The following is a 21,306-nucleotide window of genomic DNA, read 5'->3' as shown; positions in this document are numbered from 1 at the left end:
ATGCTCCGACAACAGTTCCCCCTCACCCGTCCCCGCCGCATGCGCCGAGATGCCTTTTCGCGCCGCCTGATGCGGGAAACACTTCTTACGGTCGACGACCTGATCTATCCGATGTTCGTGCTGGAAGGCGAAAACCAGCGTGAAGCCGTACCATCGATGCCCGGCATTGAACGCCTCTCCATCGACCTGCTGCTGAAGGAGGCCGAAACGCTGCTTGCCCTGGGCATTCCCATGATCGCCCTCTTCCCGGTCGTCCCGCAGGAGAAGAAGTCCCTGCAGGCAGAAGAGGCCTGGAATCCTGACGGCCTGGCGCAACGGGCCGTGCGCGCGCTCAAGCAGCATTTCCCCCAACTGGGCGTCATGACCGATGTGGCGCTGGATCCCTTTACCACCCACGGGCAGGATGGCATCATCGATGACACCGGCTATGTACTAAATGAAGAAACCACCCGCGTTCTGGTCAAGCAGGCACTTTCCCACGCAGAAGCAGGAGCCGATGTGGTGGGGCCCTCCGACATGATGGATGGTCGCGTGGGCGCGATTCGTGAAGCACTGGAAGCGGCAGGGTTCATCCATACGCGCATCATGGCCTACTCAGCAAAATACGCCTCCGCCTACTATGGCCCCTTCCGCGACGCAGTCGGTTCTGCCGCCAACCTGGGCAAGGGTGACAAGTCCACCTATCAGATGGATCCGGCCAATTCCGACGAAGCGCTGCATGAAGTGGCGCTGGATCTGAACGAAGGCGCCGACATGGTGATGGTCAAGCCCGGCGTGCCGTATCTGGACATCGTGCGCCGCATCAAGGATACCTTCAAGGCGCCTACATTCGTTTATCACGTCAGCGGAGAGTACGCCATGCTCAAGGCGGCAGCCGCCAACGGCTGGATCGATGAACGCAAAGTGGCGCTGGAAACCCTGCTCAGCTGCAAGCGTGCCGGCGCCGATGGCATCCTTACCTACTACGCCAAGCAGGCTGCCCAGTGGCTGCGTGAGGAGCGGTGTGCATGACGGACAAATACGCCGTAGTGGGTTATCCCATTGCCCATTCCAAGTCCCCGCTCATTCACCGACTGTTTGCCGAACAGACCGGCGAAGATCTGGTATACGAAGCGATTCTGATTGACGCGGACGAAAAACCTTTCGCCGCAGCGGTTCGGGAACTGATGGCGCTGGGATACAGGGGCCTTAACGTTACCGTCCCCTACAAACTGGACGCGTTTGAGTTCGCCGACACACTGACCGACCGGGCCGACATCGCCCAGGCCGTCAACACCCTCACTTTCACGGACGAAGGCGTTCTGGGCGACAACACCGATGGGGTTGGCCTCGTGCAGGATATTGAAGAATTGGCTGGCGTCTCACTCCGCGGCAAAAGCGTGCTGATTCTGGGCGCCGGCGGTGCCGTTCAGGGCGTGCTGCACCCCCTGCTGGCCGCTGATCCGAACAGCATTTTCATTGCCAACCGCACCGCGGGGCGCGCCGAAGCCCTGGCGCGCCGCTTTGCCGATGCACGGGTGAGCGGCGGTACCTTCGAGGCCATTCCAGACACGCCGTTTGATGTCATTATCAATGGCACGGCAGCCAGTCTGGAGGGCAAGCTACCCCCCATCCCGACTGCGGTCATTGGCGGCAACAGCCTCGTGTACGACATGATGTACGCTGCAGAACCGACCGTATTCCTGCGCTGGGCCAGCGAAACTCAACCGAACTGTACGGTGCGAGACGGACTGGGGATGCTGGTGTGCCAGGCTGCCGAAGCCTTTGCGAGCTGGCGCGGCGTACGTCCCCAAAGTGCGCCTGTTCTGGAAGCTGTTCGCAAGATTATCCGCGGCGAGCGCTGAAATACCCTTGGGGGTTCAACTGGCCCGCGTCACAAATGCCGGAACACTGGAAAGAGGACACACACCCCTTTCTCCCCTTGGCATTCAAACAACACAGCCTTTTAACTCGCGTCTTGGGACGATTCGCTTGTGCTGACGCCAAGGTGCTAATGGGCATTCAGGTAGGCGGCCTGCAGATAGGCTTCCAGCGCTTTACAGTCATCGGGGTTGTCCACCTGCACGGTGTAAAAGCCAAAGCCCAACCGAAACGGCACATAACGCCCCACCTCATCGGCATAATAGGGCTGTTCCAGCCCCTCCCGCTCACTCAGCAATAGCGCCTGTATCGCCTCACTGTTGCCGAGCAGGACAACTAGGAAATTGTCCCCCACTAGCCGTCCTGTGCAAATAGCCTCGCTGTGTACCTCCACCCAGTGTTGCAGCCGTTCGGCCAGTGTCATCAAAATACGGTCTCCCACGGCCACGGATTCATTCAGATTGATGCGGCGCAGGTCCACCACGTCGATCACCACGAAGGTCACTTCAGCACCGGGTGTCAGGCGGTGGCTGCACTGCCTGATCAACCCCTGACGATTGGGCAGACCCGTCAACACGTCCTCATGCTGCAAACGGTTAAACAGCCGCTTGAGCTCCACCTGTTCGGTAATATCGTGCAGTACGCATCGACAGATACGCAACCCATGAAAGGCAAAGCAGCTCACCTGATGGCGCACCCAGACCAGCCCGCGGTGCGGCGTGCGCAGCCGAAACTCGTACTTGTGCGTGAGTGGAAGCGCTTCCTGACGCCAGATGGCATTCTGATAACGCTGCCAGGCGGCCAGATCTTCCGGGTGGATCAGGGATTCGAAAAACTCGGGTGTCAACCGAAACACTTCGGCATCATACCCCGTCAACGCCTTGATCTGCGGGGAGATATACCAGAAGCGTGCGCGTTCGCGCAAAATCAACACGTCATGGGCATCGCCAACAAGATGGGCCAGCAGCTCCGCCTCCCAGCGCAGGCGTGTTTTCAGGGCCGACACCACACTCCATAACAGCCCGAAAAGCACCCCCAGAGCGGTCGGAACTATCCAGAAAATCCACTCATAAACCGGAATCGACGCATGCGCGATGTCGAACCGCTGCACAGCAGCTGCCGCCCATACGACAACCACCGCAACGGGGAGCCGCCACAGCTTGGCAAGAAAGATGCGCCAGAACAGCCGGTCCAGCGTACCGGGGCGTTGTTCAGCTTGCGCGGGCATGCCTCACCTTCAGTGCCACATAGTGTGCGGCCGAATACTTGAAAAAGGCCTTTTCCTCCTCTGTAAGAGGACGCGCCTTCTTGACCGGCGCCCCCACATACAGCCAACCGCTTTCCAACACCTTGCCCGGCGGCACCAGGGCATGGGCTCCTACGATGGTATGCCGCGGCACTACAGCGCCATCAAGCACGACGGCATTCATCCCGATGAGCACCTCATCCTCAATGGTGCAGCCATGCAGGGTGGCGTTATGCCCCACGGTCACATCGGCACCAACACGGGTAGGGGCCCCAGGGCCCCATTCGCTCTCATGGGTCACATGCACCACTACCCCATCCTGAATATTGGTGCGCGCACCGATCTCGATGAAATTCACATCGCCCCGCAAGACGGCCATGGGCCAGACACTCGCATCCTCGCCCAGTACGCACTGGCCCACAACCAGAGCCTCATCAGCAACCCAGGCGCCCGGTGCCAGCTGTGGAAAATGGTTTTCAAATGCCTTGATCGTCATGAAATCCTCACTCGGTTCAGTTCACGGAAAAATATCACAAAAGGGGTTTACAAGTCCGCAATCATCTCTATAATACGCCGTCATCTACCCAGTGTGCGGATGTGGCGGAACTGGTAGACGCGCAGGGTTCAGGTCTCTGTGGGGTAAAACCCGTGTGAGTTCGACTCTCACCATCCGCACCAATCTTTCTCCTCTGATTGCCCTTCCCCAATTACTCATTTTTTGTGAACCTATAGTTCACATTATCCACCTTTTGCTCGACCTCACGTCCGTTTTTTGCTTTAATCCCGATCAGACATTTTTATTCGGCGCAGTGACCTGCCCAGCCGTCACACAGACCGACCGTTAGAATCGACGGCGCAATGGCAGCCATCATAGTGCCGGACATGGCAGCATAGGACGCGGACATGCGGCCTTAAGCAAAAAAGCACAGGAACAATGCATCAAGAGGAAGACTCATGACACCAGAAGAACGCCGTGCGCATACGCGCGTACCCGTCAACCGTCCCATCATTATAAAAATGCCCAACGACCACACCGTTTTCGGCACAACCAGCGACCTGTCTCTCAAGGGTGTGGGACTGTTCAGCCAGGAACCGGTTCCAGAAGGGGCTCAACTGGAAGTGCACTTTGAAGTGGAAGACAACCAAGATCATCGCTTCCATGACTACCTCTTTACCGGGGTTGTGCGTCACTGCATCGACACCATGGAGCAGGCCTATCACGTAGGGGTGGAGCTCAAGGAAACCAATGAAGACTATGAACAGGTCTTCGAGCACCTGATCAGCGCCTGATCAACTCACTGCCTCGCAATCAAAAAGCCCGCCAGAGTGGCGGGCTTTTTGATGCAACGCGTTAGCGTGCAGGCGGTGCGTAACCGGGCGGTGGCGGTGGGGGCATGGCCCCGGGACCAAAGCCGGGGGGAGGCGGAGGGGGGGCATAACCCGGTGGAGGGGGTGGCGGCGCGTAGCCCTGCGGTGCTGGCGGGGGCGCATAACCCCGGGGTGGTCCGTACCCTGGCGGTGGCCCATAGGCAGGTGGCGCACCGTAATAAGCCGGGGGGGCGGATAACCAGCATACGCCCACGGCGGCGGACCATAATAGTCATCATCGTCATCGAACTCGTCCGCAAACTCTTCCATCCAATACATGGGCGTCCATTCCGGCCAGTCGTTGTCATCCCACGGACCGTCATTGCCAAAGCCACAGCACCCGGCACTGGCCTGCTGCGCACTCAATCCCATGAACCCGGCCACAAACAGCGCCAGAAGTGTTTTCTTCATGGTCTCCTTCCTCCTGTTATTTGTATGAGGCAACCCCATATTAAAAACAGCGCGCACAAAAAGACAATCAAAATAATTTTGCGGCAATAAACCGCACTCATATCAGGGCAACCTGAAACGCGCCCCCCTCATAGCAAAGGCTGGACAATGTAAGACAGGACCAGTCCATAGATTGAACAGTCATGACCCGCACCTGACGGAAAAAGGTTCGAACAAGGCCGAACGGCCATGCCTCCTCTTGTGGGATACAAAAAAGGCGGCTCCGGCATTTCCGGGCCGCCTTGCGGAATGGAAAGAGGGGCGCAACCTTACATTTCGTCCCGCGCCTTCAGGAAGCTCAGCTCGGACAGGTTGGTCCACTTGCGCACCCGCGCCAGGAATGCCTTCTGCGACGCCCAGACCTTGGCGGCCATGGGGTCACTACTGGTGACATCAGCAATCACCTCCAGCGTCAACTCGCGGAATTTCTTCAGCACGTCATCCGGGAAACGGCGCAGCTGCACGCCATGTTTCTCCACCAGCGTCTGCAGCGCCTGCTGGTTGCGGGCGGTGTATTCCGCAAGCATCTCCAGATTGACGATCTTGCAGGCATTCTCCACGATCAGCTGCAGATCCTTGGGCAGCCTGGCGAAGGCGTCTGCATTAACAATCGCCTCCATGGCGCTGCCCGGCTCGTGCCAGCCCGGTGTGTAATAGTATTTGGCCACCTTGTAAAAGCCGAACGCCAGATCGTTGTAGGGTCCCACCCACTCGGTGGCATCAATGGCACCGGACTGCATGGCCTGGAAGAGCTCGCCACCCGGCAGGGTCACGGGAATACCGCCGGCGCGCTTGAGCACTTCTCCGCCGAACCCGGGGATACGCATCTTCAGCCCCTTGATGTCTTCAAGGCTGTTGATCTCCTTGTTGAACCAGCCACCCATCTGCGGCCCGGTGTTTCCGGCAGGAAAGGGAATCAGGCCAAACGGCTTGTAGGCCTCGTGCCACAACTTGACCCCGTCCGCCTTGTAGAACCAGGCGTTGATCTCGTCCGGGGTAAAGCCAAAGGGAATCGCGGAGAAAAACGGCGCTGCCGGAATCTTTCCCTTCCAGTAATAGGCCCCGCCATGTCCGATCTGCGCCGTGCCACGGGAGACAGCATCAAATGCCTCAAAGGCTCCCACCAGCTCACCGGCGCCAAAGACTTTCACCGTAATACGACCGCCCGACAGCTGCTCAATCAGCTCCGCCAGTCGGTTGGCGCCAGTGCCCAGCCCCGGAAAGTTCTTCGGCCAGGTCGTGACCATTTTCCAGTGAAACGTCTCACTGGACTGCACTGGCGGCTGTACGCCCTTGGGCGCTTCGTCATTCTTGCCACAGGCACTCAGTGTCGTGGCGGCAGCCGCGCCGGCCACCGCGCCCAACAGTTCTCTACGTTTCATACGATCACTCATGACAGCTCCTTTTACTTTTTATTGGCGCATTCTAACGCGCTGCGTAATTGATTGAAATGATTCGCCTGCAACCCCATAAAAGATAGTATGAGAATAGGCATGAAAACACCTGAGTCAGAGGAGAAAACCGCTCTGAATAGACCACCTTGACCTGTTGCTCGTCACGATCAATGCACCGAGGAGAAGCTCATGATGCGTTTCAAGGACCGACAGCACGCAGGCGCCATATTGGCCCAGCAACTCCAGCCCTATGCCGGTGCAGCGAATACGCTTGTACTGGCCCTTCCTCGCGGCGGCGTGCCGGTCGCAGCGGAAATCGCGCGGGCGCTTAATCTGCCCATGGACATTGTGCTGGTGCGCAAACTGGGTGTTCCTGGCAATGAAGAAGTAGCGATGGGCGCCATCGCCATAGAAGATGTGCTACTGCTGAATGAACCCTTTATCGCCCGACTGGGCATTCCCGCTACCGCGGTTGCCAGCGTAATCGAGAAAGAACGGGCGGAATTGCAGCGCCGCCTGAGGGCCTATCGTAGCAGCCACCCTTTCCCCGATCTGCAGGGCAAACGCGTCATTCTGGTGGATGACGGCATCGCCACCGGCGCCACCATGCGTGCAGCCATCGAAGCGGTACGGCGACTGGGCGCGAAGAAGATCATTGTGGCTGCACCGGTAGCACCGCCCGAAGTGGTCAGCATGCTGCAACGGGAGGCCGACAGCGTCATTGTGCCGCTGCAGCCGCTGGACTTCCGCGCCGTCGGCCAATGGTATGACGTTTTTGACCAGACGGACGACGACACCGTACGCCAGCTGCTTGCCGAAAACTGGCAACAACACGATGCAACCTGATCAGGCAGCCTGTTTCAACAGGCTGCGCTGGCTATACAGGTATTCCAGCGCCGCCACACCTACATAAAAGCCCAAGGGCGCTGCATGGCCTGCCTCGGCGATGAACAGCCCCAGCACCGAAAAGATGCCGCCGCCAATCATGCCGCCCACCCCCATGGCCACCAGCTCCTAGAAGCCCAGCTTCTCGTCCATTAGGCGTCGCTGCAATATCGGTTTCTTCATTGAAAGCGCCTCTCGTTCATGGTGTAAACGGAACACTCAAAGGGGGTCCCCGACTTTTTTACAGCCGCATTTTTTGCACGCACAAAAAAGCCCGCCGAAAGCGGGCTGTATGGGGTTTTATCAGCTGGGGAAGTGCGCCCGCGGATTGAAGGGCATTTTCTTCGCCATTTCTTCGTAAAACGCCTTTTTCTCGTCGGTGTCGGCCGGCGGGGTGTGAATCTGCAACACCACATACTGGTCACCCGGGATCTTGCCGAGACCACGACCCTTGATGCGCAGCTTCTTGCCGGACTGACTGCCCGGTGGAATCTTCAGCGCCACCTTGCCTTTCAGCGTGGGCACTTCCACCCTGGCGCCGAGTGCAGCCTCCCACGGCGTGATGGGCAGATCGAGATAGACATCATCCCCCTTCACCTTGTAAAGGGGGTGATTCTGCAGCTCAACCTCAAGGTAGAGGTCACCATTGGGACCACCGCCAATGCCGGGACCGCCCTGACCGGCCAGACGAATACGCTGGCCTTCGCGAATGCCTGCCGGAATCTTCACCTTGATCTGGCGCGTCTTGTGGGTCACGCGCCCATACTGGTCGGCTTCCGGCACCTGCAGTGTCAGGGTACGCTCCGCGCCATTGACGGCATCCTCCAGCGGCACCAGAATCTTGACGATCTGATCCTGCCCGCGGGCGCGATAGCCGCCCTGTCCGCCTGCACCGTATCCACCGCGGCGGAAGCCGCCGCCGAACAGGTTTTCGAAAAACTCGCTGAAATCGTGCGCGCCGCCGCCAGCGTGGCCGCCGCCAAATCCGCCGAAACCACCGCCGAAACCACCGCCGAACATCTCTTCGAACTGGCTGGGATCGAACTGCTGGCCCTGTTGCCAGTTGGCGCCCAGCTGGTCATACAGCTTGCGCTTTTCCGGGTCGCTCAGGACTTCGTAGGCCTCGTTGATCTCCTTGAACTTGGCCTCATCACCGCCCTTGTCGGGGTGATGCTTGGCGGCCAGGCGGCGGAACGCCTTCTTGATCTCGGCTTCGCTGGCATCACGGCTGACACCGAGTATGTCGTAGTAATCCTTGTATTCCATAAGGTCTGGCCACTCCTGACTATGCGGCTGCGCCGCGTTGCATCAAATTATCGAGAACAAAAAGCCGGCGTGCGCCGGCTTTCAACGGGGGTCTGAGCCGGATCAGCTTTCGCCCTCTTCCACCGCGATCTTGCGCGGCTTGGCCACGGACTTCTTCGGCACCACAATGGTGAGCACGCCGTGGTCGGTCTTCGCCTTGATGTTCTCCACATCGGCGGTTTCGGGCAGGCGGAAGCTGCGGTAGAACTTGCCGAACACGCGCTCGAAGCGGCGCACACCACGCTCTTCCACTTCCTTCTCCAGCTTGCGCTCACCGGAAATCTCCAGCAGGCCATTTTCCACGTTGATTTCAATGTCCTTGGCCGGTACACCCGGCACATCGGCGTGAATCACATAGGCATCCGGCGTTTCCTCAATATCCACCGCCGGTACCCACTGCGCCTGCTTCAACTCACCTTGCGGCTCGGCCACCTGGCCGACAAACTGTTCCAGCTCACGGTTGAGTTGATTCAAAATGCTCCACGGTTGAATCATTCTGCTCATACTCCACCTCCTTGTTCCATCGTTTTATTACACCTGCTATATGGCGCCGATGAAAAAATTTTCAAGGGGTGTGCAACACGTCAAGACGCAGGCGGGCACGGGCGTCGAACAGCCGCCGCTGCCCCAGCCGAATAGCCACCACCGAGCCCAGCGATGTGGATACGGCAATGAGCAGAATGATCATGATCTGATACTTCACTGCCTCCATGGGATCCGCGCCGGCAAGGATCTGACCGGTCATCATCCCCGGCAACGAGACCACGCCGGCGGCGGCGAGCATGTTGACGATGGGAATCAGCGCCGTATGCAGCGCCTGCTCGCGCACAAACGCCATCGCCTTCTGCGGCGGTTCTCCCAGCGCCAGCTGCGCCTCGATGGCCGCCCGCTGCGACACTGCCAGCCGCGTTAGCTGATCCAGCGCCAGCCCCACCGCCGTCATACTGTTGCCCAGCACCATGCCCAGCAGCGGAATGGCATACTGCGGCTCATGCCAAGGCTCGGGCTGGATCACCAGCGTCAGAGTGAGCACCATCAACACCAGCGCGGTCATGGAAAGCGCCAGCAGGCCGATGAGCACACTGCCGCTGCGCTTGAGCGGATACTTCTGCCGCTTGTGAATCTCGTAGCCTGCGAACAGCAGCATGATCCCCGCCACCACACTAACCCAGAACAGCGTGCCCTGCGTGAACACCCAGGCGAGCCAAACGCCCATGAGCGACAACTGCAGCACCATGCGCACCGCGTTGATCAGTAAAGTGCGCGTTTCGCTGAAGCCATTGAGCCACAGCAATGTGCTGGCCAACAGCAGCCAGGTGGCCATAAAGGCAAGATCCTGCCAGGTGAGCAGTATCATCTGTGTGTCATGCATTGGTCATCACACCTTCAAAAACCCTTGTCATAATAAGTGGCACACGAGGGGGTCTTGGGACAATTTTGCCCGTGTGTCCCGTGTTTGGCAGGCATTGCCTGTGCGGCGCGCTCATGGTTTTGGCGTCAAGTTGCTGTAAGGCTTGCAGCGGGCGTGGCAGAACTCACTGCGCTCAAACAGCTGCCACACTCCCCCGCTGCTGACGCCAACAGCAACTACAACGCCTCCACAAATCGCTGCGCGCACAGGCCAACACCACGCCGGAAGGCCCCCTGCTGCAGTTTATAGTGTTTTTAAGGCCAGCCATGATCGATATCGAACACCACCTGCGCACCCGACTGGGAGACAACATCGACCGCACCACCGGCCAGCTGATGGTAAAGGTGCTGCGCGCCCTGCTGCACGAGGATGAAATCAACCAGTTCATCATGGAAAACCGCCACCTGCGCGGCTTTGCCTTTCTGGAGCGGGTGCTGGACTATTTCGATTTTGACTTCATGGTCAGCCCCGAGCAGCTTAACGCCATCCCGCCGCAGGGGCGCCTGATTATCGTGGCCAACCACCCCATCGGCTCACTGGACGGGCTGGCGCTGCTGAAGCTGGTGCGCATGGTGCGCCCGGACGTGCGCATCGTCGCCAACGAGCTGCTCAGCCTGATCGAGCCGCTGGATGACCTGTTCATTCCGGTGGACAACATGCGTGAACGCGGCGCCGGTTACAAGTCGCAGTACAAGGCCATGCTGGCCGCCCTGCAGCGCGAAGAGGCGATCATCATCTTTCCCGCGGGGGAGGTCTCGCGCATTCGTCCCCACGGCGTGCGCGACGGCCGCTGGAAAAGCGGCTTTATCAAGCTGGCGCAGAAAACCGGCGCGCCGGTGCAACCCATCTATGTGGATGCGCGCAACTCCCCGCTCTTTTACAGCCTCTCCGCCATCTACAAGCCGCTGGGTACGCTCATGCTGGCGCAGGAGATGTTCAACAAGACCCATCAGACCATCCGCTTCCATGTGAGCCTGCCCATTCCTGCCCGTGCCCTGCGCGAAAGCACGCTGCCGCGCAAGCAGCTGGCGCAGCAGATGCGCCGCTACACCTACCTGCTACGCAAGCCGAAAAAGCTGCGCAGGAAGGCACTGTTCCCTACGCTGGAAGCCATTGCGCCAGCGGTGGACCGAACCGAACTGCACGACGCGATTCAGCAGGCGCAAAGACTGGGCGAAACCGCGGACGGCAAGCAAATTCTGCTGCTGGACTATGCGGACGATAACCCGGTCATGCGTGAAATCGGCCGCTTGCGCGAACTCACCTTCCGCAGTGTGGAAGAAGGCACCGGCAAACAGCTGGATCTGGACAAATTCGATCCGCTCTATCAGCACCTAGTGCTGTGGGACGAAAAGGAGCGGGAGATCGTCGGCGCCTACCGCATTGGCCATGGCCCCACATTGCTGGAAAAGGCCGGAGAAAGCGGCTTTTACAGCCGCACCCTGTTTGAGTTCGAACCGGCACTGCAGGCGCGCCTGCCCGAGAGCATCGAGCTGGGGCGCAGCTTTGTGCAGCCGCGCTACTGGGGCCGGCGCAGCCTCGACTATCTGTGGTACGGCATCGGCGCCTACCTCAAGGCGCACCCGGAAATCCGCTATATGCACGGCCCGGTGAGCCTGAGCGACGCCTATCCGCCCACAGCAAAGGCACTGATCGCCCTGTTCTACAGCCTGCAGTTTCCGCCGCAGGCGCCGCTGGTGCGCCCCACCCGGCCCTTTGTAGTGCCCGAGGCGATCCGGCTGCAATGGGGCGAAGCCTTCAGTGGTGACTATGCCAGCGCACTGAAGCAGCTCAACCGCGCTCTTTCACAGCTGGGGGTCAAGCTGCCCACCCTCTACAAGCAGTATGGGGAAATCGCCACACCCGGCGGCTGCGAATATGCCGGCTTCAATATCGACCCTGCGTTCAATCACTGTGTGGATGGCTTCGTGATGGTGGACACCGCGCGGCTGGATCTGCGCAAGCGCGCCCGCTATATGGGCGCCGGCCCCTGACCACACCCCTGATTGCAGCAGGGGGCAGGCTCAAATGTCGCCGCCTCATCCAGCGGCATGGGACGGGCATAGACAAAGCCCTGAATATGCGTGGCCACGTCGGAAAATTGGCGGCACATGGCAGCATCCTCAATCCCCTCGAACACCACATCGTAGCCCAGTTCGCCCAGTGAACGCGCCAGTCCGACAATCAGGGCGGCACTGCGCTTATCATCATGGGCTGCCAGCACCAGCGCGCGGTCGAACTTGATGATATCCGCACTCAGGTGCGCAAGATAAGAAATGGACGAATAGCCGCTGCCAAAGTCGTCGATGGCCACCTTGAAGCCCATGGCACGCAGCTCGCCCAGCGTGACCTGTGCCGTGTTCAGATCCTGCACCAGCGTCGTTTCCGTCACCTCCAGCACGATCTTGTAATCTGCCGTATAGGCCGCCAACCCAGCCAGCCAGTCTTTTAGATCGGGATGCTGCAACGCCTCGGCACTCAGGTTGATGGAAAAGCCGCGGTTGCAGGGGTGCGCCTGAATGTGCGCGGTCATCTGCTCGATGACGCGCTGGTCAAAGGTAGCCTGCAGGTGCAGGCGCTCCACCAGCGGCAAAAAAACGCCCGGCGAAATGGTGCGTCCCTCAATGGCCATGCGCGCAAGAATCTCGCAATAGTCCACGCGCTCGTCCGTTGTACGCACCACCGGCTGTGCCACCAGCTCCAGACCGGTGCCATCGCGCACCATCTGCGTCACTGCCTGCGCATCGGCGTAATCCAGCGGGGACTGGTTGCCATGCACCTCCGTCTGGTAGCGCTGCACCTTGCGATCCAGCGTATGCTTGGCAGCCCGCCTGGCCAGGTCAGCCTGCTTGAGCGCCTCGCTGAGCGGTATCGGCACGCGCAGATCGAGCCAGCTCCAGCCGATACTCAGGGACAGACGTGCTGTCATGCCGAGGATTTCCGGTGATGTATCCTGCAGGATGGCGAGGAATTTTTCCAGACAGTGCTCGAACTGTTGCGGCGTCATAGCCGTGGCCACAATAGCGAACTCATCGCCGGACAGTCGGTAGATGGTGGCGCCTTTCTGGCGCAGCCTGTCCAGCGTCTCCGCTACATGCACCAGCACGCGGTTGCCCACCTCCCCCCCGTAGGTTTCGTTAATCTCGTGGAAAAAGTCGAGATCCACAATGGCAATGCCGGCTTCGTCATGATGCGTGCTGATATCCGGCCAGCGCTCTTCCAGCGCAAGGCGGTTGGGCAGGTGCGTCAGCGGATCTTCCAGTGCGCGCTTGCGCAGGTCGCGGTGTGCGCGCTCCAATGCGAGGGTACGTTCCCTTACCCGCTTTTCCAGCTCGGCATTCAGAGATTTGAGGGCGTTTTGCTTGGCCCGCACGTTCTCAAGCAATGCATTAGTCTGCTCGACCACCGTAGCCACTTCTTCCGCAGCGCCCGGCAGCAGGGCCACTTGGCGACGCGATCCGGCGCGCACCGCCTCTACCGTCTCGGCGGCCTGCTGCAGAGGATGCACAACCTTTAACCACAGTACCCTGCCCAGACCCGACATCAGCAACAGGAACACAATCAGCGGGACAAGAATGGCGATCAGCGCCAGGTGCATGGTCTGCTGCAGCAGCCCAACTGAACGCTCTACCACAAAGCCGGACTCGCCATGACCAAACACATAGGCGGGCGTTGGCAGCCATAGACGCAGTGTGCCATCTTCGAACACCTGCTTCCACAGCGGCTCACCCTGCCGTGCCAGTATCTCCGATGGTGGGCGCAGATAGAAAGTGACCTGCTGACTGTGCAGCAATCCCTGCAGATAGGTGGCATGCCCGCCATGGGGCAGCAGCTCGCGTATCAGATACAGATTACCTGCCTCATCGCCGATGTCGTAATGCACCGGAATACGGATCAGTTGATACAGACCCGGCCGTTCAAAAATCTGTTGCCAGGGCTGCTGGGCAAAGCCGTCATTGATCAGATAAAACAGCGCCCGTTGCGCGGGCAGGCCGGCCAGCACCGCCGGCAAGTGTGCAAGCGGCTGCGCACTCTCTGGCGTATAGAGTTGTTCATCCTCGCCTGCAAAAACCACCCCCTTGAGGTGAAACTGGTTGCGGATCTGATACAGCAGTGCGCTCAGAGCGGACGCGCGCCCGGCTTTTTCCGCCGCCGCAATGGGCGCCTTGAACAGCCCCACCGCCTTGGCCACCAGCGCAAACTTCTGCGCTTCGCTTACGGCCCACAGGTGCAGATCGCCCTGAATTTCCGCCTGCACCCGCTCGAATTCATGCTGGGCCACCTTTTGCGCCATCCACAGCTGAAAGGCACCCGCCGCGAGCACACCCAGCACCACCACGGTCACCAGCGGGCGGAAGTAGCGCAACAAGGAGAGACGCCCGGCCATTATGGCTTCGCCTCCTGCTTCACCTGTTCCACAGGGGCGTGAGCAGCGCCGAGCAACTGCCTGGGACGGGGCTGCAGGTGCTTGCAGCCACGACCCCGGGCACCCTGCAGCCCACCGCGCACCACACCCAGCACATCAAACCCCTTGTGAATGAGGTACTTGCCCCCCACTACCGACTGGCGCATGGCCACATCGGTCAGCAGAATCGGGCGGTCCGCTGGCAGACGGTCGAGCAGGCGGTCAAGGGCATAGGTCGGGATCTGCACACTGTCCGGCAGAAACCACTGCGGCGGCGTCAGCCAGTCGGGACGCACATCCAGCACAAACGGGCGCTGTGCAGGCGGCTTATCCAGCAGGGCGTTCACCTCGGCGCAGCTGAGCTTGCGCACGCGGATTTTGGCATAAACGGGATTGATCCAGAGCGGATAGTCGAACTGCCGCCATTCGGGAATGCCGCCGCGAAACCAGACCACCTGCGTATAGCCGCGCTTGAGAGCCGCCTCCACCGCAAAGCGGCTGTAATTGCACTTGAGCCCCATACAGTAGAACACAAGTGGCGCGTCCTTGCGCGCCGGCAGCTGCTCCGTGGTCGCCACTTTACTGGCCGGGATATTGATGCTGCCCGGAATATGCTGAATGGCAAACTCGATGCGGCTGAGGGCATTGATCAGCAGCGGCGGCTGTGACGACTGCAGCCAGCGCCATAACTCCGGCGCGGAGATAACGCGCACACGCGCTTCGAGCGGAACGGGTTCAGTCTTGGAGACTGGGGCAGCGTTAACCGGCGTGATGAGCAAAACCAGCACACACAGCAAAAAAATTCGTGACATGCAAAGCGTTATTCAGATTTGGGCGCTCCATGTCATTTTAGGACATGACGCCCCCTGGTCCCATCATTTTTTGAAGGGGGGGCATCAGATACGTTTATTATGGGATTGACGGTATCGACACTCTTCCAGCTTATGACGCAGGGCTGCAACCCTCCTGGCCCACTAAGCAGACAACTGAATAACGCGCTTGGCATGCAGACGGGCCGCCTGCGCCGAGTTGTGGCTGATCCATACCGCACCGCGCCCCGGTGCCGCTGCCAGGTAGTCCTGCAATAGGGTTTCGACACGCCGTGCCGAGGCGTCATCCAGATTGGCAGTGGGCTCGTCCAGCAGCAGGATGCGCGGCTGGCGCACCAGCCCGCGCAGCAGCGCCAGCCGCTGCTGTTCGCCGCTGGAAAGCATGGCAATGGGCTTTTTCAGCAGCTCGGGCGCGAGCGCCAGCGCCGCCAGCCAGTCATTAGGCGGCGGAGACGAAAAATGCTGTGCCGCCGTCTCGCGCCACCAGGCCGGCTGTGCCGGAAAGTACATCACCGCAACACGCCAGTCGCAGGGCTTCCAGCGCTGCTGTGACATATCATCCAGCAGGATGTCGCCTTCGTGCGGGTCCAGATCCGCCAGCGCTCGCAGCAGGCGCGACTTGCCGCTGCCGGAATGCCCCTGCACCAGCACGATCTCGCCTGAGTCCAGCGCCAGATCCACCGGCGCACGCATGCCGGCATTGCAGACGCCCTCGGCGCGAAACATCACCCCAGCTTCTCCAGCTTTGCCACGGCGAGCATGAGCCACTTGCTGCCGTGCTCATCGAAATGCACCTGCACCCGTGCCTGCGGCCCATCCCCCTCCAGTCCGATGACAATCCCCTCGCCAAAGCGGCCGTGCAGCACCCGGTCGCCGATGGAGAAAGGGGGGGCCCCGACTTTTTGCAAACCGCTTTTGCACCCGCCTGCGCCGAAGCCGCCCCCCAGCGCGCCTGCAGGGCGTACGGAGGCTTTTGGACGGATTTCTTCCACGCAATCGGGCGGCAATTCGGACAGAAAGCGCGACGGCAGGGGAAAGCGCTCCTGTCCGTGCCAGCGGCGCTTTTCGCACCAGGTCATCACCAGTTCTTCACGGGCACGGGTAATGCCCACGTAAGCGAGACGGCGTTCCTCTTCCAGCCGCGCCGGATCGTCTATGGACTGCTGCGAGGGGAACAACCCCTCTTCCAGCCCGGTCATGATCACCAGGGGAAACTCCAGCCCCTTGGCGGCGTGCAGGGTCATCAGCTGGACGCAGCTTTCCCACTGCGCCGCCTGATGCTCGCCTGCCTCGAACGCCGCCTGATTGAGGAATGCCTGCAGAGGCGTTTCGTCAGCGGCGTCCTCGCCGGGGCGGAACTGCGCCGCCGCATTGATCAATTCATCCAGGTTTTCCAGTTTCGATTGCGCCTGCTCACTTTTGTGCTCATCCTTCTCCAAATGGGTCTGCAGGCCGGAGCGACTGATGACGGTCATCACCTGCTGGTCCAGCGGCATGTCGGCGGTGTCCGCCGCCAGCTGGTCAATCAGGTCAAGAAAGCCCTGTACGGCGCCGGCCGCTCGGGCGGCAAGACGCCCCGCCGCCAGCAATCGCTGTGCCGCCTGCCACAGGGACACGCCCTGCGCCAGCGCTTCAGCGCGCAGTGTTTCCAGCGTACGCGCGCCGATACCCCGCGGCGGGTTGTTGATAACGCGGTCAAAACTGGCATCGTCGTCGCGGTTGAGCAGCAGGCGCAGGTAGGCAAGCACGTCCTTGATTTCCGCCCGCTCGTAAAAGCGCAGGCCGCCATAGACACGATAGGGAATGCCGGCGCGCAGCAGCGCCTGTTCCAGCACCCGAGACTGGGCATTGGAGCGGTACAGCACCGCCACGTCATCCCGGCTGCCGCCGCGCTCGAGCCAGCGCTCCACCTGCCGCACCACAAAGTCCGCCTCCTCCAGTTCGTTGAAGGCGCGGTAAATGCGGATGGGCGCGCCCTGTTCGCCGGCGGTCCACAGGTTCTTGCCCATCCTTCCGCTGTTGTGGGCAATTAGGGTATTGGCGGCCTTGAGGATGGTGGCGGTGGAGCGGTAGTTCTGCTCCAGCCGGATCAGGCGCACATCGGCAAAGTCGTCGCTGAAACGGTGCACATGCTCCACGCGCGCGCCGCGCCAGCCATAGATGGACTGGTCGTCATCCCCCACCACGAACAGCCGCCCGGTGCCGCCCGCCAGCACGCGCAGCCAGGCGTACTGCAACGCATTGGTGTCCTGAAACTCGTCCACGAGAATATGCTGAAAGCGCTGTTGATAGTGCGCCAGCAGCCGCGGGTTCTTCAGCCACAGTTCATGGGCGCGCAGCAGCAGCTCGGCAAAGTCCACCAGTCCGTTCTGCTGGCACTGCTGCTCATAGGCGCGATAAACACGCAGCAACGTCTCCACAAAGGGGTTGTGCTGCGGATCGATATGGGCGGCGCGCAGCCCTTCTTCCTTGTTGCCGTTGATAAAGCTCTGCACCTGACGCATCGGCCACTGCTGTTCGTCCAGCTCCAGATCACGCAGCAGGCGCTTGAGCAGGCGCTTCTGATCGTCGCTGTCGATCACCTGAAAGTTCTGCGGCAGGCCTGCCTCTTGCCAGTGCTGGCGCAGCAGGCGATAGGCGATGCCGTGAAAGGTGCCCAGCGTCAGCCCCTCCGCCTTGCCGCCGATGAGGTCGAACGCCCGCCCGCGCATTTCGCTAGCGGCCTTGTTGGTAAAGGTGACCGCCAGAATGTTGTAGGGCGACACGCCCAGCGCCTCCACCAGCCAGCCGATACGATGCACCAGCACGCGCGTCTTGCCGGAGCCGGCGCCCGCCAACACCAGCGCATGGGTATCCACCGGCAGGGTGACCGCTTCGCGTTGTGCATCATTGAGATCGTTGAGTAGAAATGAGACGTCGTCCATGCCGCTTCCGTGAAGTTTTTATGAATTTTGCCGTCGAAGGAGGGAATTTTCTTGCAATCAAAGGGGGCTTCGTGGTAAAAAAACGACCCATCAACCTTTGACTGATCCGCAAACCTTGCGTGAGTAGGTAGTATACCCCGCTCTGAATCCCTATCCCGACCGATGCGCACTGCACTGTCTGATCCAGACGATTCAGAGGAGGCTGTATTAAATGAACAGGAGGAACTTTCCCCATGAGCGAACACATCGTAAACGTGAGCGATGAAACCTTTGAAAGTGAAGTGCTGCAGGCCGACCAGCCCGTACTGGTGGATTTCTGGGCCGAATGGTGCGGTCCCTGCAAGATGATCGCCCCCATTCTGGACGAAATCGCCCAGGAATATGCCGGCAAGCTGAAGATTGCCAAGCTGAATATCGACGACAACCCGGCCACACCGCCTAAGTATGGCGTACGCGGCATCCCCACACTGATGCTGTTCAACAACGGTGAAGTGACCGCCACCCAGGTGGGCGCGCTGTCCAAGTCCCAGTTGAGCGAATTCCTCAACAGCAACCTGTAAGCCTGCCCCCTCGGATGCGGCCGGCGCCGCATCCTGCCCTCTTCGCCGTCCGGCAGAACAAAAACTCTTTAACACATCCAACACCCGAACATTTCAAGGACAACAACCCGTATGAACCTGGCAGACCTCAAGAAAAAGTCCGTCGCTGAACTGCTGAAAATTGCTGAAGAACTCGGCCTGGAAAACCTGGCGCGCCTGCGCAAGCAGGACATCATCTTTTCCATCCTCAAGGCCAAGGCGGCCCGCGGCGAAGACATCTACGGCGAAGGCGTGCTGGAAATCCTGCCGGACGGCTTCGGTTTCCTGCGCTCCGCCGACAGTTCCTATCTGGCGGGGCCGGACGATCTGTACGTCTCCCCCAACCAGATCCGTCGCTTCGGCCTGCGCACCGGCGATACCATTCAGGGCAAGATCCGCCCGCCCAAGGAAGGCGAAAAGTATTTCGCCCTGCTGAAGGTGGAGAAGGTCAACTTTGAAGACCCCGAAGTGGCGCGCCGCAAGATCGCCTTCGAGAACCTCACGCCGCTGCACCCCACCCGCCGCATCAAGCTTGAGCTGGGCAACGGCACCACCGAAGACATCACCCCGCGCATTATCGATCTGGCAGCACCGGTGGGCTTCGGTCAGCGCGGCCTGATCGTGGCTCCGCCCAAGTCGGGCAAGACGGTGATTCTGCAGAACATCGCCCACTCCATCGAGCACAACTATCCGGATGCGCACCTGATCGTGCTGCTCATTGACGAACGTCCGGAAGAAGTGACCGAGATGGAGCGCACCGTCCGCGGTGAAGTGGTCGCCTCCACCTTTGACGAACCCGCCACCCGTCACGTGCAGGTGGCGGAAATGGTCATCGAAAAGGCCAAGCGCCTGGTGGAGCACAAGACGGATGTCATTATCCTGCTCGACTCCATTACCCGCCTCGCGCGCGCCTACAACACGGTGGTGCCTGCTTCAGGCAAGATCCTTACCGGTGGCGTGGACGCCAACGCCCTGCACCGTCCCAAGCGTTTCTTCGGTGCGGCGCGCAACATCGAGGAAGGCGGCAGCCTCACCATCCTCGCCACCGCACTGGTGGACACCGGCTCCAAGATGGACGAAGTGATCTTCGAGGAATTCAAGGGCACCGGCAACATGGAGCTGCACCTGTCCCGTCATCTGGCTGAAAAGCGCCTCTTCCCAGCAATCAACATTCCCAAATCGGGCACGCGCAAGGAAGAACTGCTGCTCAAGCCGGACGAACTGCAGGCTGCCTGGGTGCTGCGCCGCTTCCTCAGCAACATGGAAGAGAGCGAAGCACTGCAGACGCTCATCGACCAGATGAAGCACACCAAGACCAACGAAGAGCTCTTCATGGCGATGAAAAACCACGCCTAGTAGTTGAAAGCACGGAAACGGGCTTCTATAATGCTCTGTTTCCGGGAAACCCCCTTATAAACGATTGCAGGAACACAGCTATGAAACCAGGTATTCACCCAGAGTACAGAGAAGTCGCGTTTCAGGACATCGCCACCGGCGATATCTTCCTGACCCGCTCCACAGCCAAGACCTCTGGCGATACCATCGAGATCGACGGCAAGGAAGTCCCCGTGATTCGCGTGGAAATTTCCAGTGCTTCCCACCCCTTCTACACCGGCAAGCAGACCCTGGTGGATACCGAAGGTCGCGTGGAAAAGTTCCGTCAGAAGTATGGTATGCGCAAGTAAGCCTTGCTTGGCACTCAGTGAAAAGGGCCGCACATGCGGCCTTTTTCGTATCTACATATTACAGCTACCCTCTTCGGCACGAAACATGCTAACGTTTTCATCATGAAACGACTGCTGACACGCCTTCTCATTCTGGCACTGCCTGCTCCCCTGCTGGCGGCAGATGACTGCCTGCCCGCCGATCCTGCCGCCCTCAAGTGGCGCACGGTACAGTATGTGGTGCGCGGTGATCTGATTACCGCCGACAATATCAATATCGTGCTCGAGGGCGTGGTGGCGCCGCACCCCGCACGCCCCAACAAGTGGTATCAGCGCGAAGATGAACCGCTGGCGCGGCAGGCCAAGCTGTTTCTGCTCAAGCTGTTCGCCAATCACGACATGAAGGTTGGCGTGGGCTACGACAAGGTAAAGACGGACAGGTTTCTGCGCGAAGTCGGCCATCTTTATTACCGCGACAAGCAGGGGCGCATCCACTCCGTGCAGCAGGCCCTGATCAATGCCGGCCTTGCACTGGCGGCCACCAACCCGCCCAATCTCAAGCATCAGACCTGCTACTATCGCGCCGAAAAGTCGGCTCGCGAGCGGGGCATCGGCATCTGGGGCGTGGCGAAAAAGTATCCTGATCTCTACTACCCGATTCTGCCGAGCAGCAAGATTACCGCACAGGATACCGGCTACCGCATCATCAAGGGGCCGGTAAAACGCTCTCTCTCCATCCGCGGATTTGAAGCGGTCAATCTGGACACCACCGGCATCCGCATTCCTGAAGCGGATTTCAAACGCTACTGGAAACCTCGCGACCTGCAGGCGCTCAAGGGGCAGACCATCGAAGTGCGCGGCCGCCCCTACTATGTGAAAGGCCACATGTACATGATCGTGCGCCACCCCTGGAGCATCGACCGCCTCAATCCCGTGTATAGCGAAGGCCAGCTGGTAAAATAGCTTTTTAACCTGCTGGAATCATG

General features: G+C 60.1%; 20 protein-coding genes and 1 tRNA gene. 10 read left to right on the top strand and 11 right to left on the bottom strand.

The genetic code is table 11. The annotated features are described in order from the left end of the window. Both hemB and aroE read left to right on the top strand, forming a co-directional pair. Entirely contained in the window at positions 1-1,011 is a 1,011-nt protein-coding gene (gene hemB, locus BUQ81_RS00775) for a porphobilinogen synthase (protein WP_074200495.1), read from the top strand. Further along, positions 1,008-1,844, top strand: a complete 837-nt coding sequence (gene aroE / locus BUQ81_RS00770) for a shikimate dehydrogenase (RefSeq protein WP_074200494.1) — start codon at positions 1,008-1,010, stop codon at positions 1,842-1,844. The genes hemB and aroE overlap by 4 nt, the downstream gene beginning before the upstream one ends. 146 nt (positions 1,845-1,990) lie before the next feature. On the opposite strand, the gene BUQ81_RS00765 is transcribed toward aroE, so the two are convergent. Beyond that, positions 1,991-3,088, bottom strand: a complete 1,098-nt coding sequence (locus BUQ81_RS00765) for a diguanylate cyclase domain-containing protein (protein ID WP_074200493.1) — start codon at positions 3,086-3,088, stop codon at positions 1,991-1,993. Beyond that, the gene (locus BUQ81_RS00760) at positions 3,072-3,602 is read right to left on the bottom strand and encodes a gamma carbonic anhydrase family protein (protein WP_074200492.1); all 531 of its coding nucleotides are present in this window, start codon (positions 3,600-3,602) and stop codon (positions 3,072-3,074) included. The genes BUQ81_RS00765 and BUQ81_RS00760 overlap by 17 nt, the downstream gene beginning before the upstream one ends. Before the next feature lie 95 nt (positions 3,603-3,697). Between BUQ81_RS00760 and BUQ81_RS00755 the strand changes: the two genes are divergently transcribed. Both BUQ81_RS00755 and BUQ81_RS00750 read left to right on the top strand, forming a co-directional pair. Then, positions 3,698-3,784, top strand: a tRNA-Leu gene (locus tag BUQ81_RS00755). 276 nt (positions 3,785-4,060) lie between these two features. After that, complete coding sequence (locus tag BUQ81_RS00750) at positions 4,061-4,396, top strand: PilZ domain-containing protein (RefSeq protein ID WP_074200491.1); 336 nt, start codon at positions 4,061-4,063, stop codon at positions 4,394-4,396. A gap of 797 nt (positions 4,397-5,193) precedes the next feature. On the opposite strand, the gene BUQ81_RS00740 is transcribed toward BUQ81_RS00750, so the two are convergent. Continuing rightward, positions 5,194-6,318 carry a TRAP transporter substrate-binding protein gene (locus BUQ81_RS00740; protein ID WP_234947259.1) on the bottom strand — a complete coding sequence of 375 codons (1,125 nt, stop codon included), beginning with the start codon at positions 6,316-6,318 and terminating at the stop codon, positions 5,194-5,196. A 189-nt stretch (positions 6,319-6,507) separates the two neighbouring features. On the opposite strand from BUQ81_RS00740, the gene BUQ81_RS00735 reads away from it, so the two are divergent. Further along, the gene (locus BUQ81_RS00735) at positions 6,508-7,164 is read left to right on the top strand and encodes a phosphoribosyltransferase (RefSeq protein ID WP_074200489.1); all 657 of its coding nucleotides are present in this window, start codon (positions 6,508-6,510) and stop codon (positions 7,162-7,164) included. Here BUQ81_RS00735 and BUQ81_RS08675 read toward each other — a convergent pair whose 3' ends face one another. The 4 genes from BUQ81_RS08675 to BUQ81_RS00720 form a co-directional block, all read right to left on the bottom strand. Beyond that, positions 7,165-7,320, bottom strand: coding sequence for a hypothetical protein (locus BUQ81_RS08675; protein ID WP_159432243.1), 156 nt, complete (start codon positions 7,318-7,320; stop codon positions 7,165-7,167). Between the two features lie 186 nt (positions 7,321-7,506). Next, entirely contained in the window at positions 7,507-8,469 is a 963-nt protein-coding gene (locus BUQ81_RS00730; RefSeq protein WP_074200488.1) for a DnaJ C-terminal domain-containing protein, read from the bottom strand. A gap of 102 nt (positions 8,470-8,571) precedes the next feature. Next, positions 8,572-9,012 (bottom strand): Hsp20/alpha crystallin family protein, encoded by a 441-nt coding sequence (locus BUQ81_RS00725; protein ID WP_074200487.1) that lies wholly within the window; start codon positions 9,010-9,012, stop codon positions 8,572-8,574. Between the two features lie 61 nt (positions 9,013-9,073). Next, the gene (locus tag BUQ81_RS00720; RefSeq protein WP_234947257.1) at positions 9,074-9,880 is read right to left on the bottom strand and encodes an ABC transporter permease; all 807 of its coding nucleotides are present in this window, start codon (positions 9,878-9,880) and stop codon (positions 9,074-9,076) included. 305 nt (positions 9,881-10,185) lie between these two features. On the opposite strand from BUQ81_RS00720, the gene BUQ81_RS00715 reads away from it, so the two are divergent. Beyond that, positions 10,186-11,913: a bifunctional ornithine lipid synthase OlsF gene (locus tag BUQ81_RS00715; RefSeq protein WP_074200485.1), complete on the top strand. Its 1,728-nt coding sequence runs from the start codon at positions 10,186-10,188 to the stop codon at positions 11,911-11,913. Here BUQ81_RS00715 and BUQ81_RS00710 read toward each other — a convergent pair. The 4 genes from BUQ81_RS00710 to uvrD form a co-directional block, all read right to left on the bottom strand. Beyond that, positions 11,892-14,306 carry a bifunctional diguanylate cyclase/phosphodiesterase gene (locus BUQ81_RS00710; RefSeq protein ID WP_074200484.1) on the bottom strand — a complete coding sequence of 805 codons (2,415 nt, stop codon included), beginning with the start codon at positions 14,304-14,306 and terminating at the stop codon, positions 11,892-11,894. The two genes, BUQ81_RS00715 and BUQ81_RS00710, sit on opposite strands and share 22 nt — an antisense overlap. After that, a complete protein-coding gene (locus tag BUQ81_RS00705) occupies positions 14,306-15,136 on the bottom strand; it encodes a rhodanese-like domain-containing protein (protein ID WP_074200483.1) in 831 nt (276 codons plus the stop codon). The genes BUQ81_RS00710 and BUQ81_RS00705 overlap by 1 nt, the downstream gene beginning before the upstream one ends. Before the next feature lie 162 nt (positions 15,137-15,298). Then, complete coding sequence (locus tag BUQ81_RS00700; protein ID WP_074200482.1) at positions 15,299-15,880, bottom strand: ABC transporter ATP-binding protein; 582 nt, start codon at positions 15,878-15,880, stop codon at positions 15,299-15,301. Beyond that, positions 15,880-18,078 carry a DNA helicase II gene (uvrD, locus tag BUQ81_RS00695; RefSeq protein WP_074200481.1) on the bottom strand — a complete coding sequence of 733 codons (2,199 nt, stop codon included), beginning with the start codon at positions 18,076-18,078 and terminating at the stop codon, positions 15,880-15,882. The genes BUQ81_RS00700 and uvrD overlap by 1 nt, the downstream gene beginning before the upstream one ends. A gap of 233 nt (positions 18,079-18,311) precedes the next feature. Here uvrD and trxA point away from each other — a divergent pair, with 233 nt between their 5' ends. The 4 genes from trxA to BUQ81_RS00675 all read left to right on the top strand — a co-directional run bounded on the left by trxA (position 18,312) and on the right by BUQ81_RS00675 (position 21,283). Continuing rightward, positions 18,312-18,638, top strand: coding sequence for a thioredoxin TrxA (gene trxA / locus BUQ81_RS00690; protein WP_074200480.1), 327 nt, complete (start codon positions 18,312-18,314; stop codon positions 18,636-18,638). 111 nt (positions 18,639-18,749) lie between these two features. Further along, positions 18,750-20,012 (top strand): transcription termination factor Rho, encoded by a 1,263-nt coding sequence (gene rho / locus BUQ81_RS00685; protein ID WP_074200479.1) that lies wholly within the window; start codon positions 18,750-18,752, stop codon positions 20,010-20,012. Positions 20,013-20,092: 80 nt separating this feature from the next. Then, positions 20,093-20,341, top strand: a complete 249-nt coding sequence (locus BUQ81_RS00680) for a type B 50S ribosomal protein L31 (protein ID WP_074200478.1) — start codon at positions 20,093-20,095, stop codon at positions 20,339-20,341. 102 nt (positions 20,342-20,443) lie between these two features. Next, complete coding sequence (locus BUQ81_RS00675) at positions 20,444-21,283, top strand: thermonuclease family protein (protein ID WP_074200477.1); 840 nt, start codon at positions 20,444-20,446, stop codon at positions 21,281-21,283. Positions 21,284-21,306 lie beyond the last annotated feature (23 nt).

The sequence above is a fragment of the Sulfurivirga caldicuralii genome (assembly GCF_900141795.1).
Taxonomy (GTDB): Bacteria; Pseudomonadota; Gammaproteobacteria; order Thiomicrospirales; family Thiomicrospiraceae; genus Sulfurivirga; species Sulfurivirga caldicuralii.
Note: the sequence above shows the minus strand (reverse complement) of the source record. Positions and strands in the feature narration are given on the sequence as shown.

Excerpts from the sequence above, each read along its gene's own strand:
- hemB (WP_074200495.1), top strand. The coding sequence starts at position 1 with ATGCTCCGACAACAGTTCCCCCTCACCCGTCCCCGCCGCATGCGCCGA.
- aroE (WP_074200494.1), top strand. The coding sequence starts at position 1,008 with ATGACGGACAAATACGCCGTAGTGGGTTATCCCATTGCCCATTCCAAG.
- BUQ81_RS00765 (WP_074200493.1), bottom strand. The coding sequence starts at position 3,088 with ATGCCCGCGCAAGCTGAACAACGCCCCGGTACGCTGGACCGGCTGTTC.
- BUQ81_RS00760 (WP_074200492.1), bottom strand. The coding sequence starts at position 3,602 with ATGACGATCAAGGCATTTGAAAACCATTTTCCACAGCTGGCACCGGGC.
- BUQ81_RS00750 (WP_074200491.1), top strand. The coding sequence starts at position 4,061 with ATGACACCAGAAGAACGCCGTGCGCATACGCGCGTACCCGTCAACCGT.
- BUQ81_RS00740 (WP_234947259.1), bottom strand. The coding sequence starts at position 6,318 with ATGAGTGATCGTATGAAACGTAGAGAACTGTTGGGCGCGGTGGCCGGC.
- BUQ81_RS00735 (WP_074200489.1), top strand. The coding sequence starts at position 6,508 with ATGATGCGTTTCAAGGACCGACAGCACGCAGGCGCCATATTGGCCCAG.
- BUQ81_RS08675 (WP_159432243.1), bottom strand. The coding sequence starts at position 7,320 with ATGGGGGTGGGCGGCATGATTGGCGGCGGCATCTTTTCGGTGCTGGGG.
- BUQ81_RS00730 (WP_074200488.1), bottom strand. The coding sequence starts at position 8,469 with ATGGAATACAAGGATTACTACGACATACTCGGTGTCAGCCGTGATGCC.
- BUQ81_RS00725 (WP_074200487.1), bottom strand. The coding sequence starts at position 9,012 with ATGAGCAGAATGATTCAACCGTGGAGCATTTTGAATCAACTCAACCGT.
- BUQ81_RS00720 (WP_234947257.1), bottom strand. The coding sequence starts at position 9,880 with ATGCATGACACACAGATGATACTGCTCACCTGGCAGGATCTTGCCTTT.
- BUQ81_RS00715 (WP_074200485.1), top strand. The coding sequence starts at position 10,186 with ATGATCGATATCGAACACCACCTGCGCACCCGACTGGGAGACAACATC.
- BUQ81_RS00710 (WP_074200484.1), bottom strand. The coding sequence starts at position 14,306 with ATGGCCGGGCGTCTCTCCTTGTTGCGCTACTTCCGCCCGCTGGTGACC.
- BUQ81_RS00705 (WP_074200483.1), bottom strand. The coding sequence starts at position 15,136 with ATGTCACGAATTTTTTTGCTGTGTGTGCTGGTTTTGCTCATCACGCCG.
- BUQ81_RS00700 (WP_074200482.1), bottom strand. The coding sequence starts at position 15,880 with ATGTTTCGCGCCGAGGGCGTCTGCAATGCCGGCATGCGTGCGCCGGTG.
- uvrD (WP_074200481.1), bottom strand. The coding sequence starts at position 18,078 with ATGGACGACGTCTCATTTCTACTCAACGATCTCAATGATGCACAACGC.
- trxA (WP_074200480.1), top strand. The coding sequence starts at position 18,312 with ATGAGCGAACACATCGTAAACGTGAGCGATGAAACCTTTGAAAGTGAA.
- rho (WP_074200479.1), top strand. The coding sequence starts at position 18,750 with ATGAACCTGGCAGACCTCAAGAAAAAGTCCGTCGCTGAACTGCTGAAA.
- BUQ81_RS00680 (WP_074200478.1), top strand. The coding sequence starts at position 20,093 with ATGAAACCAGGTATTCACCCAGAGTACAGAGAAGTCGCGTTTCAGGAC.
- BUQ81_RS00675 (WP_074200477.1), top strand. The coding sequence starts at position 20,444 with ATGAAACGACTGCTGACACGCCTTCTCATTCTGGCACTGCCTGCTCCC.